Source organism: Paenibacillus litoralis, from assembly GCF_046244365.1.
In the GTDB taxonomy this organism is placed as follows: domain Bacteria; phylum Bacillota; class Bacilli; order Paenibacillales; family NBRC-103111; genus Paenibacillus_V.
Window position 1 is genome coordinate 594032 of sequence record NZ_CP176395.1, and the last position, 16798, is coordinate 610829.

A 16798-nucleotide genomic window follows, 5' to 3' on the forward strand; every position below is an offset into this window, starting at 1 on the left:
ATCACGGCTGTAACTCTTAGTCTTTTCCAAAATAAAGCAGACCATGACTTGCTCATGACCGAGGTTGTGACAGGCGGCACTATTTGCATATGACCCGCAGACGGTAAGCTAAAACACGTAAAGCATGATAAGACGTGCGGAATAAACACCAAAGCATACAGCATGGAACTCAAGGGAACCGGGTGTTTACAAAAGAAAGGGGAAAAAAACGTGACTTGGTTTACGAAATGGGCATTCAAAAACAAGGCGTCCGTTATCCTGATGGTGGCGCTCATTTTGGTGGTCGGGGCGATGAGTTATTTCAAGCTCCCGCTCGAGTATATGCCGGAAGCCAACATGCCGCAGGTAACCGTAACGACGCTTGGGCAGGGGCAAAGCACCGGATCGATGGTGGCGAACGTCACCGAGCCGATCGAGAAGGCCGTACAGAACGTCAAGCATAAGACGGAGATTTTCTCCACTTCGGGCGACGGGTTCTCGAGAGTGGACATCAATTTTGGCTCCGGTACGGATATGAAGGCGGCCAAGGCGGAAGTACAGGAAGCGATCGCTGATCTTCGGTTCCCGGAAGGCGTCGGCAAGCCGATGCTGCTTCAATTGAATACGAGCATGATCCCGATTTCGCAAATTTCGATCGCGTTCAAAGACGGGGTCAACAAAACGAACATGGAGTTCCTCGACAAAAAAATCGTGCCTGCGCTGGAAAGCGTAGAGGGTGTATCGACGGTCTCGATCTATGGCCGTGCCGCTTCGAACGTAAACGTAACGCTTAACAAGGATAAAATGGCGCAGCTGAACCTTCCGCTGCATACCGTAATGGGCGTTCTGCAAGGACAGACCATGACGGCGGCGGTTGCCGGCAAGGCGATCGACGGCAAGGCGAGCAACATTAAAGTGACGGGCAGCTTGAACGGCGTGGATGCCTTGAAGGGCTTGGTCATTGCGCCGGGCGTCAAGTTCGGCGACATCGCGACCATCGAGGCAAAGCTCGATGCCGAGAATGTCACCCGGGTAAACATGCACGACGCCATGATGGCCGTCGTCATGAAGGAAGCCGGCAAAAATGCCGTAGCCGTAGGCGAAGGCGTAGCCAAAAAAATCGAAGAGCTGAACAAAGAAAACGCGAACCTGGAAGCGAACGTGTTCTGGGCATCCGCGGACCAAGTGAAAAACTCCGTGAACAGCATGATGAAGGAAGTAGGCATGGGTGCGCTGTTCGCAACGATCGTCATCCTGTTGTTCCTGAGAAGCATCCGCACGACGCTTATTACGATCGTGTCGATTCCGTTATCGCTCGGCATGACGCTGTTCATGCTGCATCAAACCGGCATTACGCTGAACATTTTGACGCTGGGCGGCGTAGCGGTTGCCGTCGGACGTCTGGTAGACGACAGTATCGTCGTTATCGAGAACATTTTCCGGAGAGCCCAGCAGGGCGAGGCGTTGACCCGCGAGATGATTACCCAGTCGGTCAAGGAAGTGGGCGGCGCGATTACGTCCTCGACGCTTACGACGGTAGCGGTATTCCTTCCGATGGGACTCGTGCAAGGCTCCCTGCATGACTTTATGCTGCCCTTCGCTCTGACCGTCACGTACGCTTTGTTGTCGTCGCTTCTGGTAGCGTTGACCGTCGTGCCGCTGATGAGCAAAGGACTGCTGCAAAAAGCAAGCATGCCGAAGCACAAAGAGCCGAAGCGCTATATGAATATGCTTCGTTTCAGCCTGAATCACAAATGGGTCCCGATCACGATCGCTATCGTGCTGACGGCCGGCGCAATCGGCACGTACTTGAATATGCCGAAGGGTGCGATCAGCGCTTCCGACTCGAGCATGGTATCGATGTCGCTTGAATATACGAGCGATACGCCGGTTGCAACGGTTCTAGAGAACGGCAAAAAGCTGGAGCAAACGCTGAAGGATCAGCCTGAAGTCAATATGGTCATGATGTCTTCCGGCAACAGCGCCGATGACGCCAAGTGGGGCGAAGTGAAACCGGCCACGAAGGTCGACTATTTCGTCACGATCAAGAAAGGCGCGGACGCGCAGCATTTCATCGATGAAATGAAGAAACAGAAGGACAATTACAAAGGCGCGCAATTCGAAATCTCCACGCAGTCGATGAGCGGAAGCGCCAGCTCGACGATTACGCTCGACCTTGTCGGCAACAACGTCGACGAGCTGATTAAAACGTCCGGCACTGTGGTCGATTCCCTGAAAGGCATCGACGGCGTAGACAAAATCGTCAGCAACCAGGAAGAAACCAAGCCGATGTACAACGTGGAAGTCGATCCGTCGCTGGCTAACGCTCAGCAAATCGCGGGCCAGCTGCAAATGCTGCTGAACCGTGCGCCGATCGGTACCATTAAGGTCGATGGCAAAGATACGCCGGTTATTCTCCAGGCTTTCGAGGATCCGACTACGGAAGGCGCGCTGAGCAAGCTTCAGGTGTTGACGGAGCAAGGGCCGACGGAGCTGTCCAAAGTGGCCAAAATCGTCAAATCAAGCGAAGCCAGCAGCGTGTTCCGCAAGGACAGCAACCAATATTTGCGGATTAACGCAATGGTTAACCCGGATAAGCTGAGCGCGGCATCCGCCGAGATCAACAAACAAGTGACCGCCATTAAGCTGCCTGACGGCGTCAAGCTGCAGCAAGGCGGGGCAAGCGAAGCCCAGCAAAAAGAATTCGCCGATATGGGCGTGACGATGCTGGCCTCGATCGGTATCGTGTACCTCATCATGGTGCTTACGTTCAAAACGCTTCGCGCACCGCTCGCCATCCTGTTCTCGCTGCCGCTCGCGGCTGTCGGCGCGGTCATCGGCCTGGTCGTCTTCCAAGTGAAGGTGGATCCGTCCGCAATGATCGGAGCGCTCATGCTGATCGGCGTCGTGGTTACGAACGCGATCGTGCTGCTGGAGCGGGTTAAGCACAACGAGGAGCATATGTCCATTCGCGACGCGCTGCTCGAAGCCGGCGCCACGCGTCTTCGCCCGATCATCATGACGGCTGTCGCCACCGTGTGCGCGATGCTGCCGCTCCTGTTCAAAGGCGAAGAGTCGGGCAGCCTCGTCTCCAAAAGCTTGGCCGTCGTCGTTATCGGCGGACTGACCGTATCGACGCTGCTTACGCTGGTCGTCGTTCCGGTCGCCTACGAGCTGCTTCACTTCCGCAAATCGCGCAAGCAGCGCCGCGAACAGAAAGCTTCGCAGTCGCTGGCGGCATAGGCATCGTCATCCAGCAAGCAGTGCATGTGCTCCGTATCTCCGGGCGCATGCGCTGCTTTTTTTTGTTCAAAACGCCATTCTTTTTTTGAATGATGGCGTTTTTTGTCGAATAAATGTTAAAAGTGTGGTAAAAGTCACCAAATTTATTCCGATAAAACGACAAAAAATGACAACATTTTCATATGATTCTCTATATAATGATCATGTTTGACCGGTGGCTAGGTAAAATGTCACTAAAGGGAAGGAGCAATTGGGACTGCAGGATTGTCATGTGTCAGAAGAAAGTCCATCATAGAGGGTTACAAAAAGGAGCAGAGAACATAACATGAAGCAATTTCGACAAAATCGCGTTTTGATTGTCTTACTGGCTTTTTTACTGGCTTTTACGAGCGCTTTGCCGGCTGCGGCAGCGAGCTCGGCAAACGTGCAAGAAGTAACCAAAAATCAATCAGGAAGCTTAAACGCCGTCTTAAGCAGCGTTCTCGATGTTACCTATAAGGATTGGGAAGCACTTTCCGGCATTACATATAAAATGATGAACGATAAGGGCGAGCAGGTCGGGCACGAACAAACCGCGACGAAGCAGCAGCTTCAATCAACGGTTAGCGGATCCGTTTATACGCTGAGCCATTCGCTAACGTTCAACAATCTGAATAGCGGCGCTTATAAGCTGGTAGCATCGTATACGGGGGAGAAGGGCGCGGTTACCAACGTAGAGCAGTCCGTTAACCTGGTGCCGGCAAGCCCGTCGATCGTTGTGGAAAGAACGGCAAAAGGCGTTGATTCCTTGGTCGTTGCTGAAGACAGGTTCATTCGCAGCGATGACAAGGAAGTCATCGTAACGGTGAAGGACGAATACGGTGTCCCAATGAAAAATAAGGATATTTTTATCAAAAACGGTTATGGCTCGAATGAACGGAAAATCAAATTGGACGATAAGGGGCAATTCAAGCTTCTTGCTGCCGGTCAATCGCCAATCGGATTGGATCAAGTCGTACTAATAGAAGGCAACCGCGACAGCGACAACTATTTTATTCATGCGATCTATGTGGAGGATCGGTTCGGTAACGGCTTCTCCAACTACTACATCGCGGAAATCAAATATTTGGATCATGGCGGGAAGCTATTCCCTGGAAACTTGAGCACGTCGGTGTCGACCGACAACGGCGGATATACGAACAGATACGGGAATGCGACCTTTGACATTCTGTATATCAGCAAATCGTCACCCGTGCAGGGCTACAAGAAGAGTCTGAGTACTCCTGATGGAAGCCTGTATCAATTTGCGGTCAATGATGAGGATTTATTGCCCGACGGCCAGAGCAAGAAGAAATCGCTTGTCGTGGACGGCAGAGCCTATGGCAAGGTTTCGCTCCAATATAAATGGGAAGGCCAATCGCTGCCAGTAAGCGGGATCAGCATGATTGTCAACGATTCCTACAAGCAGGCGGAGCGCCAATATTCTTCGACCCCTTTCAACAACGTCATGTATGTGAAGAAAGGATTGGACTATCAGATCACGGCAGAAGCGACGATCCCCGGAACGAAGGATAAAGTGGTGCTTCGGGATCGTGTGACGCCGACCGAGCCGGAAACGACGGTGTCCAAATCGTTCGCAGCCAGCGATTTCTCGATTATTGCGATTAATGCCGGTTATACGGATGCGTTAAATAACGCGATCGTCCGAATCGGGCATTTGAATGAGCGGTATAACTACAATGAGCTCGTCTCCGCTATTCCGAACGGCGGCAAGCTGTATGTCAAGAAAGGCGAGCAAATTTACAAATTGAACGTCGCGATGAATCAAGACTGGACGGATGCGATTGTAGAATCGTATTTCGTTCCTACGGACAGCAGCTACACGTTCCGCGCCGGAAAGGAAATGAAGAGCTCCGTAAAGCTTTATAGCAGCAACGTGGCTTCCGGGCCGACCGGGGAAGAGAAGGAGCAAATCATACTTGGGGAGCGCGCCTCGGTCGTCCTGAATACATTGGACGAATACGGACAATTGGTGGACGGATACAGCCTCCAGGCCGAAGTCCTGCAAGGAGACAAAACGATTGCGTCCCAATATACCGCCTCTGAGGACAAACTGGTTGAGGGCAAGCTTTGGAAAGACAAATATTTATCGTGGATGCCGGTTGAGTCGGGTACCTACAAAGTTAATTTCTATTCGAACGATGGAAAGAAAACGATAGTAGCCACGAAGGATATCGTAGTCCTGCCCAAAAAACAGTTGGATTTGGAGCTGAAGGATGCAAACGGGGCAGTCATTGATTATGCGAACAAGGGATACCTTACACAGCAGCAAGCCGCGCAAGCAAGCATCATGGTACGCGAGCATGTGACAGGTGTGCTGGGACAGCCGATGGCAGACGTCGTTGTAACGAGAAACGGGCAAGCAATCGGCAAAACCGATGCGAACGGCGTTGTTTCATGGACGATCCCTAAAGAGCAAATTTCCGGCGATCTGCAATTTGCCAAAAATGGTTTTTTGGTTAAAGCAATCACCTTGAACGTCATCGATCCGGCCAAACAGGCAGTCGTCAAGGTTTCAGGCTTGGATCGCCCGGAAGCGGAATTCGGCTATCCAGGCGGCGTACCGTTGAAGCTGGAGCAAGTGGTGGCCGAATCGACGCAAGGCGGGACTAGAACCGGCTTCTATTCAAGAAACTATTACGGCGACGAGTGGACAAGCGCCCTGATCGTCGTGCCGGCTCCGGCGGTTGTAAGCGTCGATGCGATCGGGCATGTCGCTCCGTTGGAAATAGGCTACAATAACCATGAAATCGGCTATTATTTATACGGTACACAGAAAGTGGAGCCGGGCCAAGAATACAATATGGTCATTGATGCACGGATTCCGGCGCAGCAGGTAGCCAAGGTAGACGTTTCGGGCATCAGCTCGCAAATCTCGCTGCTTCGCAAAGGAATTAGTGATGCAACGGTTTACGGTACAATGAATATTTACGGGGACGAATACTCGGGGGCGACGCCAACCCGCAAATACAATTATTTTTATGCGACGAAGGGAACCTATCATGCTATCGCCAAAGTAGGGAACGGCGGGTTCGTTTCCTTGGGCGAAACGGCGTTTGATCAGGATGTCAACAAGCTGGCTATCGACAGCGATTTGACGAAGCTTTCCGTGCTGAAGGCAAGTAAAGGAACACTGTTTGATAGCATTCAGTATTTGCTCGATAATGGTTCCAAATTGAATGTAGGCTATTATCCGCGTGAAACGCTATATCTTGCGCCCGGCAATATCGATGTTACGGTTGCCCGTCTCGTAAACGGCAACGATTACCGGTATAATGTCCATTTCAATAAAGAAGATATGAAAGCAGGGCAAATCAACCAAGTCGTGACGGGAGACATTCGCGGTCTGGATATTTTGGGGCTGAAAAACGATACGCTGGCTCGTTCCGCGAGTGAGCCATGGATTCGACTCGGCTTTGCGGATGACAAAGGAAATGCAATCCTGAACGTTTGGAAACCGGAGATGTTCGTATTTAACACCAGCATGTCCATTCACTCGAAATCGATCTTAATGGAGTCTCTAAATGTAACGATTAAGGATTCGCAAGGTCAAACGGTAACCGACCTGAAGGATGCGAAAAGCAGCTATCCGCACTACACGTATCTTAAAAATGACGGCACGTACAGCATTCAAGCGAGCTTGAAGCTCGGCGGGCAAACGTATACCTTGAACAAAACGTTTACGTTGGTCTCCTCGAACGGCAACACCGGAGGCGAGGGCGGCAACACGGGCAACACGGGCAACACAGGCAACACGGGCAACACGGGCAACACGGGCAACACAGGCAACACGGGCAATACCGGCAATACCGGCTCCGGAACAGGCAGCGGCCAACAAGGCAATTCGCAGCAGACCGTAAACAGCGGTAACGATCAGCTCAAGGATCTTGCTGCCGATACCGGCAAGTCCGATGCCGATAAAACCAAGCTGGCGCAGGATGCGCTCTCCAATATCGCTAATGCGGTAAAAGGGGTAGCGGATGGCAAAGACGCCGAGAAAACGGTGCAAGCCTTCACGGATACGCTAAAAAACGCTACCAAGCTTTTGGAAGGCATGAAGGATGCGAAGCAGAAGGAGCAGGTCGTTCAATCGATTCAGGACATGCTCAGCAGCACATCCTATGCGTTCGACAAAATCGAAAGCGGTACGAAAGCGGTCGAGCTGACGCGTTCGATCATCAAGGAAGTATCCGGTGTCATCGGTATCGCCGCAGCGGGAGCCGATGCATCCAAGGCAGAGCAGTTGAAGGATAGTCTGCTCGATATGGGCAAGAAGGCGGTCGAAAAAGCCGCAGCCATCACACTGGAAAGCAAAGATGTGAAGGTGGAAGGTAATGCGGCACGCACGGCGCTGGATCCCATTCAGGTGAGCAAACAGATCGACCAGGCTAAACAAGCGCTTGCCTCGATTACCGGCGACTTAAAGACAGTTATTGGCGACAAGGCCGACATTAAGCCGGTCATTACGGTTAACCTTCCGAAGCCAAGCGATGCGGTATCCAAGCTGGCGACGGATTTATCGTCCGATTTGGTTAAAGCGGTGCAAGACAGCGGCTTGGCCGGTCTAAAAATGCAAATGGGCAATGTAGGATTTACGGTGGAGCCGGATACGTTCGGTACGCTGCAAGGCGGCCAAAATATTACGCTCGCGGCAGAAACCGTAGAAAATGTTGCATTCTCGACGCCAGTGACAACGGAGAAGCTGGCGAACATTCCGGTGATGGAATTCAGCGCTACGATTGGGGAAAAGAAAGTCGAGAAGTTTAATAAACCGATGCCGGTATCGTTCGACGTATCTGCAATCGATACAAACAAATACTCCGAAGCGGATTTGGCAAGCTTGACGGTCTATATGCTGAACGAAAAAACGCTCGTGTGGGAAGCGGTCGGCGGTCAATATGATCCGGTCACGAAGACAGTTCAAGTGCTTCGCAGCCATTTCAGCAAGTACACGGTCATGAAATCGAAGCTCTCGTTCCATGATATGACCGGCCACTGGGCGGCGAAGGAAGTCACTGCATTGCTTACCAAAGGGATCGTCGATGAAAGCCCGGCGTTCCAACCGGAAAGCAAAGTGACGCGCGAGCAGTTCGCGGCGTGGGTTGTGCGTGCCTACGGCTTGGACGGCGGCGGCTTGAAAGCGCCATTCGAGGATGTGGAGGCGACCAGCCCGTACTACGATGAGATTGCGGCGGCATTCGCCGAAGGCATCATCAACGGCAAAAGCGACCAGCAATTTGATCCGAAGGCAACGATTACAAGACAAGAAATTGCCGTTATCCTCAGCAGGGCGATGGTTAAGTATGCGAATATTCAACCTGCCAAAGATGCGGCCTTGCAGAATGCAGGCTTCGCCGACAGCAACCAAATCGCGGCTTGGGCGGCGGAGGGCGTTGCTACCTTGAAGCAGCTCAAGCTTGTCGACGGCTATGAGGACGGCTCCTTTAAGCCGGAAGGCCAAACAAGCAAAGCGGAAGCGGCGGCGCTTGTTTACCGGCTTTATCAAAAGTGATCTATAGTCCAATAACGGGCAGCACGGCTCTCTCTGGAGACCGGGCTGGCCGTTTTTTTTACACCGAAATGATCGTGTGCAACCGCCGGAAGTGTCAGCACGTATTACCAAGTATATCTGGCTTGCGCGTGAAGGAGGTGAGAGCGAATGGAGCTGTCGATTGACGTCGTGCTGTTTCTCGTATGCGCGTTGTCGTGCTGCGCTTGGATTGCGGGGCCTAAGGCGGTTCGCATCCGCGGCATCGATATGTCGGCGGTTATGTGCCTGCTGCCGCTTAGAGCCAACAAGAACGCGGCACGCAGGCGTTTGCCGATCAAGCTGCTCACGGCCCGGCGAAAGCTGCCGCAGGCGTTCAGGGAAGCGGCGAGGGGAGACGAACCGGCCTCCGGGATGGAGAATGCCTATCTAGAGCATCCATCCAAAATCCCGGGAGGAATCATGTATGATTTCATTTATGCAGCCCGTGCTGCAGCCGATCGCCGCTGTTCTCCATTCGCTGCTCACGCTTTTGTTTCACCTATCGCATGATTGGGGCGTTGCCCTCATTGCGCTTACTTTGCTCGTCCGTTTGGCGCTAGGCGCGCTTAACCTGCGGACGGCCCGCCAATTTGTGCGGCAGCACAAGATCAAACCTGAGCTGGCGAAGCTAAGAGAAAAGCATAAGGATACTCCGCAAAAGCTCGCTCAAGAGACGATGGCGCTGTACCGGAACAACGGCGTCAAGCCTTTTTCGTCGATCGGTACCGCCTTGCTGCAAATGCCGATCTTTATGGGGATGTACAGCATGTTCGCCTCCCACGGCAGTGCGATGACATCGGTGCTGGTTCCGTGGGTAGACACGTTTGCTCATGCGGACCCCTTCCATCTGGTGCCTGCCATCGTGGGGGTGCTGACGTTTGCGGTAAGCTTCATACCGCTCGTCGGGGAGTCGGAAATGGCGGCTTCGCCCGTCAATCAGAGGCTGCTGCTGGCCGCGGTCATTTCGCTTGTTTTTGCAGGGGTGATGTGGCGAGCCCCCGTCGCCTTAGGTCTCTACTCGCTGTCGGGTTCCCTGTTCGCCCTGCTGGAACGGGCGTTTTACCGGCTGAAGACGGGGCGCAGCTTACTGCAAAAGCCGGTTAAGCAAGCGGCGTAGCACGGTCAACATACTCGCAGACGCAACTAAGGCGGAAGCCCTCCTTCAAGAGAGCTTCCGCCTTTTATACAGCCCGCGGTACCGGGATTACAACATGCCTTCGTCCTGCGCCTTTTTGGTTGCCTGAATGCGGTCGCGTACATCCAGCTTGGAGTAGATGCTGGAGATGTAGTTTTTGACGGTGCCTTCGGAGAGGAACAGCTTCTCGGATATTTCCCGGTTGTTCAGCCCGTCGGCAATGCAGCCGAGCACCTGCAGCTCCCGCTCGCTCAGTCCGTATGTGGCGGACTTGGCTTGTTCCGTTTCCGGACGCCCTGCGCCGATGCCGCCGATATCCGGGGCAGCCGGGCCGTTCGATGCGTTTTGCAGTTGGGATACCATCATTTTGGCGATATCCTGAGGGATGAGCGTGCCGCCCTTATGCACCCATTTGATGCCGGAAGCCAAGTCCTTGGGATGAATCGCTTTAAGCAGATAGCCCTCGGCGCCTGCTCCCAGCGCTTCGACGACGTAATTGATTTCCTGGAACGTCGTCAGGATGATGAGCCTGATGTCCGGCCAGCGGGATTTGATTTGACGGGTTGCTTCCACGCCGTCCATCTCCGGCATATGGATATCCATCAGCACGACGTTCGGGCTATGCTGCTCGCACAGCTCGACCGCCACACGCCCGTTCTCGGCCATGCCGACTACTTCAATATCGGGGTCCATATCCAGTACGATGTGCAAGCTTTCGCGGATGAGATCCTGATCGTCGACAAGCAGCAGCTTGATCGGTTTCATAGTTATCCTCCTTTGGGTACTAGGCTAGCTCGCCTAGCGGTTTGTCGAACGAACCTATAGGGACTTCGACGGCTGGCGAATCGGAATTTTACAGGTGATCGTGGTGCCGAAGCCCCTGGCGGAAGAAGCCTGCAAGGTGCCGTTCAGAGAGGAAATCCGTTCACGCATCGCCGTAAGCCCGAAACCTTCTTTCAGCTTTTCCGTACCGGAGCCGTTGTCTTCGATTCTCAGCAGGACGGATTCCGGCGAAAAGTCGATCCAGACATCGACGCGCACCGCCTCGCCATGCCGCTTGGCGTTCGTTAAAGACTCCTGCAGGCAGCGGATGAGCGTCAAATGCATTTGCTTCGGCAGGTCGATTTCGTCGCCGCTTACTTTAATTTTCACTTGGGTACCGGTATGGGTGGAAAATTCGGCCGCAAGCTGCGAAAGCTGCTGCGAAAGCGTGTGGGAATCGTCGACCGGCGCGATTTGATGAATGCTCCGGCGTACTTCCTCCAAGCCTTTGCGCGTAAGGTTGCGAAGCACCTCGAGCTTTTCTTTCGCTTTATCCGGAGCGGAATCCATAAGATAGGAGACGGCGTCCATGCCCATGATGACGGAAGTGAACGTATGGCCGACCGTATCGTGAAGCTCTCTGGCGAGCCGGTTCCGTTCCTCGAGCAGCGTCAGCTTCTCCACCTGCGTCGAATATTGTTCGAGTGCGCGGTTCTGTTCGCGGATCAGATGGTACTGCTTCAAATTTTCATCGTAGAGCCGTTTCCTGCGAAGATGGTCGTTCATGATCCGGTTGACCGCCATGCCTACAGCCAAAATGATCGCGTAATTAAACATGCTGCCGATAAACGCGTAGGCGGGGTGATCTTGCGTAACGAAGAAGACATCCAGGATAGGCGGCCCCAGAACGATGAGCGGAGCGAACCACCATATCGTCGAACGATGCGCCAAATACCCCATGATTATGGCCGGCAGCGTCAAGATGGGAATCGATTCATGCAAGGTTACGGTTGCCCATACCTGAAAAGTCCCGTTGGTGACAAGGATGGCGATCGGAAAAAAATAGTAATGCACGTATCCCGGACGCCAGAAGACAAGCGGGATGAAGTACCCGAGTAACGTTCCGATAATGGCTGCAGACCGATGCTCGTAGAACATCGGGTCCTGTTGAAAAACGATGGCAAGCAGGCTAATGAAAAATCCGGTTGAAAATATCGTAAAGAAAACCCAGTCCGCCCAGTTCCACTTGCGGCGATCGATCACGGCGTTCACCAACGTTTGTAGTTTTCTGAATCACATGCTGAATGTTTGATTATGTATACCTTATCCCATTGTACATAAAAAAAACGGCGGCACATAGTGATTGCGGTCATATTCGGGGTATGACCGCGAACATGACCGCCGGTATGACGTTCGGCACTGCTTTAAGGTGACATTTCTCGGCTATACTTATGAAGTAGATAGTGCGTGACAGCGGTTGACGCATGAATATAGAAGATGATTGATGGAGGGGAAACGATGAGCACACCAGTTGTCCAAATCCGCAACGTCTCCAAACGGATCGGACAAAAAACGATTATCGACCGGCTCACCTTCGATGTGCCGAAAGGCGAGGTATTCGGTTTTCTTGGCCCGAACGGAGCGGGCAAAACGACGACAATCCGTATGATGGTCGGTCTGATGAGCATTTCCGAAGGCGAGGTCATCATTTGCGGACACAGCGTGACCAAACATTTCGAGCAGGCGATCAAGCATGTCGGTGCGATCGTCGAAAATCCCGAAATGTACAAATATTTGACCGGCTACCAAAACCTGGTCCACTTTGGCCGTATGGTACCGGGCGTTACGAAAGCGCGTATCGACGAAGTGATCAAGCTTGTCGGCTTGGAAAACCGGATTCGCGACAAAGTGAAGACCTACTCGCTCGGCATGCGGCAGCGTCTCGGGGTCGCGCAGGCGATTCTGCATAAGCCTTCCTTATTGATTCTGGACGAACCGACGAACGGCCTCGATCCGGCGGGCATCCGCGAGCTGCGCGATTACTTGCGGCGGCTGGCGCGCGAGGAAGGCATCTCGATCGTCGTCTCGAGCCACTTGCTGTCGGAGATGGAGCTCATGTGCGACCGTGTGGCGATCATTCAGAACGGCAAGCTGGTCGACGTGCGCCTGATCAAGGAGTTTGTCAACGAAGGCGGTAAGCTGTCGGTTCAGTTCGAGGTCGATAACCCTTCCAGAGCGCAGGACGTTGTCGCTGCCGCTTTGAAGGATACCCGGGTACAGACGGCGAGCGGTGTGATTGAAGTCGAGCTGGAGCGCGAGCAGATCGCCGAGATGAACGCGCTGCTGGTGCAAGCGAACGTCAAAGTGTTCGGCATTCGGGCCGCGACCAAATCGCTGGAAGACAAATTCCTTGAAATGACGGGGAGTGAGCAGATTGTTTAACCTGATTCAGAATGAAAATATGAAAATATACCGGCGTATCCGCACCTGGATACTGATCGCTTTGCTCGTGGCCATCACGGCGGGGGCATCGGTAATCGTATATAAAGTGAAGGATACGGTTTCCGGAGACAGCTGGAGAACGGATGTCCAGAAGCAAGTCGAACAGGATCGGAAATTAATTGAAGATAAATCGATGCCGCAAGCTGCCCGAGACCGATTCCAAGCGGAAGTAAAGGTCGGGGAATACCGGCTGCAGCATGATATTCCGCCTGCCAACAACAATGTTTGGAGCGGCGTGAACGATATGAGCGTGCTTATTGTTCTCGTAACCATTTTCACCGTCATTGTGGCAGCGGATATCGTCGCAGGAGAGTTCGGCGGCGGCACGATCAAGCTGCTGCTCATTCGGCCGGCAAGCCGGTCCAAAATCTTGCTGTCGAAATATATTTCGACGCTGTTGTTTTCCTTGGCGCTGCTAGTGATTTTGTTCCTATCGGCGTTCGTCGTCAACGGGATATTATACGGCTTCTCGGGAGTCGATCTGCCCTACGTGTATGCCAGCAAGGACGGCGTCGTACACGAAGGAAGCATGCTCGGCCATACGCTGGGCATGTACGGCTTGAGCTGCATTAACCTGCTTATGGTCGTCACGCTGGCATTCATGATCTCCACCGTGTTCCGCAGCAGCTCCTTTGCAATCGGCCTTTCGATGCTGCTGCTCCTGGTCGGTTCTTCGCTCAACTTCCTTGTCATGAAATACAGCTGGATGAAGTATTGGCTGTTTATGAATACGGACTTGACGCCTTACTTGAACGGCATGCCGCCGGCCGAGGGGATGACGATGACGTTCTCGATCATCGTGCTCGCCGTATACTTTATCGTATTCAACGCATTGTCTTGGACGATTTTCAACAAGCGCGACGTAGCGGCTTAACGCCTTACGGGACGTAACAAGGGGACCCTCGCGCAGGGTCCTTTTGTTGCTGCAAATGCAGACAAGTAGCCTTGTTTTAAGAGTGAATTTAGCATCCAGCGTAGTTGCATCTTTTATTGCCGGCCGTTTTTGGGTAAACTTGGAGCAGACAGCATGGATTTGTCGGCATTAGGGGTGGGGGTGACTGGGTGTTTTGGCTTGTTCTGATATGCGTGCTCTTTATTTTTCAAATTTTAACCATTCTCTTGTCGGAATTTCGGAGTCCCTCTAAGGCCGTGGCGTGGTTGGCGATCTTGTTCATTCTTCCGGTAATCGGCTTTCTCATGTACTATTTTATGGCCAAGGGCTATACGCAGCGGCGTAAAGTAAGACGAAAGAACGGCAATATCATGAAGGAAATACGGCGCGATCTGAACAGGCAGACGATTCGTATCCGGCAATCGGAGGGGACGCAGGTTCCCAGCATTCTCGAGGATCACCGCCTGTTCGGGCTGCTCCGGAATTTGCCGGGGGCGCCTATAACGAAATGTAACGAAGCGAAGGTGCTGACCAATGCCGAAGCGACCTACAGGGCGATGCTGGAGGCGATGGAGCAGGCGGAGGATCACATCCATCTGGAGATGTACACGATTCGCGATGACGAAATCGGACGGAAATTCCAGAACATGATGATTCGAAAAGCCCGGGAGGGCGTCAAGGTGCGGCTGCTGTACGACGGCGTCGGAAGCTATGAGCTGCCGGATTCGTATGTGCGCAAGCTGCGGGCGGAAGGTGTGGAAACGGGCTGCTTTCTGCCTCCGTTCATCGCTTTGTTCGATAAGCGGCTCAACTACCGCAACCACCGCAAAACGATGGTCGTCGACGGTACGGTCGGTTTTCTCGGCGGCCTCAACATCGGGGACGAATATTTGGGCGGCAATAAGAAGCTGGGTTTCTGGCGTGATACCCACTTGATGCTGCGCGGGGACTCCGTATTTTATTTGCAGAATACATTCCTGACCGACTGGAGCTTCGTAACCGGCCAAAGGATGAGCGACCCGCGGTTCTACCCGGAGCACGATTGCGAAAGCAAGGAGCTGGTCCAGATCGTGACGAGCGGTCCGGATGAGCAGTGGGATTCGATCCTGGAGGTATACTTTGCGGCCATTTCCACGGCCAAAAACCGGGTGTTCATCACAACGCCGTATTTCATCCCGGATCCGAGCATTACGATGGCGCTCAAAACGGCGGCGATCAGCGGGGTGGACGTACGGATCGTGCTGCCGGGCGTTCCGGATACGAGAATCGTCCATTTGGCCTCTCTCTCATATTTGGAGGAGCTGATGCAGGCGGGGGTACGCTTTTACCAGTATCAAAAAGGGTTTGTTCACGCCAAGGTGCTGATCGCCGATCATACGCTTGCTACCGTCGGCACGGCGAATCTTGATATGCGCAGCTTTTACAACAACTTCGAACTGAACGCGGTCCTGTTCAACCGGGGGGTTATCAGCCGGCTGGAGCGCGATTTTATGCAGGATTTAAAGGACAGCAAGGAGCTGACGCTTGCCAACTTCGAGAAGCGGTCGCGCCTGCAGCGCGGCAAGGAAGTGGTCGCGAGGCTGTTGTCGCCGTTGTTCTGACTGTACCGGCTCAGATTGATGTGCGGCCCGAAAGTCGACCCCGGGTGCTTGCCGGGCGAGGTGCCGCTGCCGTTCAAATGGAAAGAAACCCGATACGGGATGGGAGCGATCCGCTCTGTCCTATGTCGGGTTTTTCTGTATCCGGAACGTTCTAAAAACTCACAGCTTCGGCAGTGCCGCCAAAATGGCGTCGAGCGACTGCGGCTGAACCTGCTCGATCAAATCGCCTTTTTCGCGGAGACGTTCTTCTATCGTGAGCAGATTGAAATCGCGCAGGCTGCAGCCGCGTTCGACTTCCTCCCACGTCAGCGGCGTCGAGACGGTCGCGTGTTTTTTGCCTCTCGGCGTATAGGGGGCGGCGAGCGTTTTGCCGTACCAGTGCTGCAGGTAGTCGACATAGATCAAGTCGCCCCGGTTTTTCGTGAGCCGTTCCAGCGTGAAGAGCTGGGGATGCTTTTGTACGAGATATTGCCCGATAAACAGGCCGATCGAGCGCAGCTGCTCGAACGTATACCCACGCTTGATCGGTACGAAAATTTGTACGCCGGATGCGCCTGACGTTTTGGGAACCGCCTGAATGCCAAGGGCGTCCAGCACCTCGCCGATCAAATGAATGGCGTGCATGATGCGCGGCTCTTCCTCCAGCGACGGATCGATGTCCAGCACCCATTCTGCAGGCTCGCTTTCGCCGATGTAGTGGAAGGAGGGGTGAAACTCCAGGCATGCCAGGTTGCCTAGCCAGACGAGTGTCGGAACCGAATCGAGCACGACGTAATTAATGCCGTCAAGTACTGCGGTATTGACGTAAGGCGGGAGCGGCTCCGGCGCGTTTTTCTGATAAAAGGATTTGTCGCCGTACCCGTGCGGGAACCGGATCGTCGTCAAATACCGGTTGCTGGTGTATTTCAGCAGGTAGGGAGCGAGCGCGAGCAGCTTCTGCAAATACATGACCTTCGTAATCCCTTGCTCCGGCCAGAGGGGTTTGTCCGGGTTCGTTATCGTTATTTCGTGCCCTTCGATAAAGACGACGCCTTTCGTGCTTTTGAACTTGACGGCCACGGCTTACCACGCTCCGATTCTTCCGGAATATGCTTTTCTCGTTCTGCTGCAACGGG

10 protein-coding genes are annotated in these 16798 nt (G+C 53.4%); 7 read left to right on the forward strand and 3 right to left on the reverse strand.

Annotated features, from left to right (window positions below):
• Positions 1-210 precede the first annotated feature (210 nt).
• The 4 genes from ACKGJP_RS02575 to ACKGJP_RS02590 all read left to right on the forward strand — a co-directional run bounded on the left by ACKGJP_RS02575 (position 211) and on the right by ACKGJP_RS02590 (position 9908).
• Positions 211-3222: an efflux RND transporter permease subunit gene (locus ACKGJP_RS02575; RefSeq protein WP_409344137.1), complete on the forward strand. Its 3012-nt coding sequence runs from the start codon at positions 211-213 to the stop codon at positions 3220-3222.
• A gap of 325 nt (positions 3223-3547) precedes the next feature.
• Entirely contained in the window at positions 3548-8773 is a 5226-nt protein-coding gene (locus tag ACKGJP_RS02580; protein WP_409344138.1) for an S-layer homology domain-containing protein, read from the forward strand.
• 147 nt (positions 8774-8920) lie between these two features.
• A complete protein-coding gene (locus tag ACKGJP_RS02585; RefSeq protein ID WP_409344139.1) occupies positions 8921-9301 on the forward strand; it encodes a hypothetical protein in 381 nt (126 codons plus the stop codon).
• Positions 9216-9908, forward strand: a complete 693-nt coding sequence (locus ACKGJP_RS02590; RefSeq protein WP_409344140.1) for a YidC/Oxa1 family membrane protein insertase — start codon at positions 9216-9218, stop codon at positions 9906-9908. Before ACKGJP_RS02585 ends, ACKGJP_RS02590 begins: the two co-directional genes overlap by 86 nt.
• Before the next feature lie 87 nt (positions 9909-9995).
• Here ACKGJP_RS02590 and ACKGJP_RS02595 read toward each other — a convergent pair whose 3' ends face one another.
• Together ACKGJP_RS02595 and ACKGJP_RS02600 are read right to left on the reverse strand one after the other, a co-directional pair.
• Complete coding sequence (locus ACKGJP_RS02595) at positions 9996-10691, reverse strand: response regulator (protein ID WP_409344141.1); 696 nt, start codon at positions 10689-10691, stop codon at positions 9996-9998.
• Between the two features lie 54 nt (positions 10692-10745).
• A complete protein-coding gene (locus ACKGJP_RS02600) occupies positions 10746-11960 on the reverse strand; it encodes a sensor histidine kinase (RefSeq protein WP_409347053.1) in 1215 nt (404 codons plus the stop codon).
• A 246-nt stretch (positions 11961-12206) separates the two neighbouring features.
• Here ACKGJP_RS02600 and ACKGJP_RS02605 point away from each other — a divergent pair, with 246 nt between their 5' ends.
• The 3 genes from ACKGJP_RS02605 to cls all read left to right on the forward strand — a co-directional run bounded on the left by ACKGJP_RS02605 (position 12207) and on the right by cls (position 15683).
• Positions 12207-13130 (forward strand): ABC transporter ATP-binding protein, encoded by a 924-nt coding sequence (locus tag ACKGJP_RS02605; RefSeq protein ID WP_409344142.1) that lies wholly within the window; start codon positions 12207-12209, stop codon positions 13128-13130.
• Positions 13123-14064 carry an ABC transporter permease gene (locus ACKGJP_RS02610; RefSeq protein WP_409344143.1) on the forward strand — a complete coding sequence of 314 codons (942 nt, stop codon included), beginning with the start codon at positions 13123-13125 and terminating at the stop codon, positions 14062-14064. The genes ACKGJP_RS02605 and ACKGJP_RS02610 overlap by 8 nt, the downstream gene beginning before the upstream one ends.
• A gap of 188 nt (positions 14065-14252) precedes the next feature.
• Positions 14253-15683 (forward strand): cardiolipin synthase, encoded by a 1431-nt coding sequence (gene cls, locus ACKGJP_RS02615; protein ID WP_409344144.1) that lies wholly within the window; start codon positions 14253-14255, stop codon positions 15681-15683.
• Positions 15684-15842: 159 nt separating this feature from the next.
• On the opposite strand, the gene ligD is transcribed toward cls, so the two are convergent.
• A complete protein-coding gene (gene ligD / locus ACKGJP_RS02620; protein ID WP_409344145.1) occupies positions 15843-16742 on the reverse strand; it encodes a non-homologous end-joining DNA ligase in 900 nt (299 codons plus the stop codon).
• Positions 16743-16798: the final 56 nt, after the last annotated feature.

Coding starts and splice junctions, on each gene's coding strand:
- ACKGJP_RS02605 (WP_409344142.1), top strand. CDS start 12,207: ATGAGCACACCAGTTGTCCAAATCCGCAACGTCTCCAAACGGATCGGA.
- ACKGJP_RS02580 (WP_409344138.1), top strand. CDS start 3,548: ATGAAGCAATTTCGACAAAATCGCGTTTTGATTGTCTTACTGGCTTTT.
- ACKGJP_RS02585 (WP_409344139.1), top strand. CDS start 8,921: ATGGAGCTGTCGATTGACGTCGTGCTGTTTCTCGTATGCGCGTTGTCG.
- ACKGJP_RS02595 (WP_409344141.1), bottom strand. CDS start 10,691: ATGAAACCGATCAAGCTGCTGCTTGTCGACGATCAGGATCTCATCCGC.
- ACKGJP_RS02590 (WP_409344140.1), top strand. CDS start 9,216: ATGATTTCATTTATGCAGCCCGTGCTGCAGCCGATCGCCGCTGTTCTC.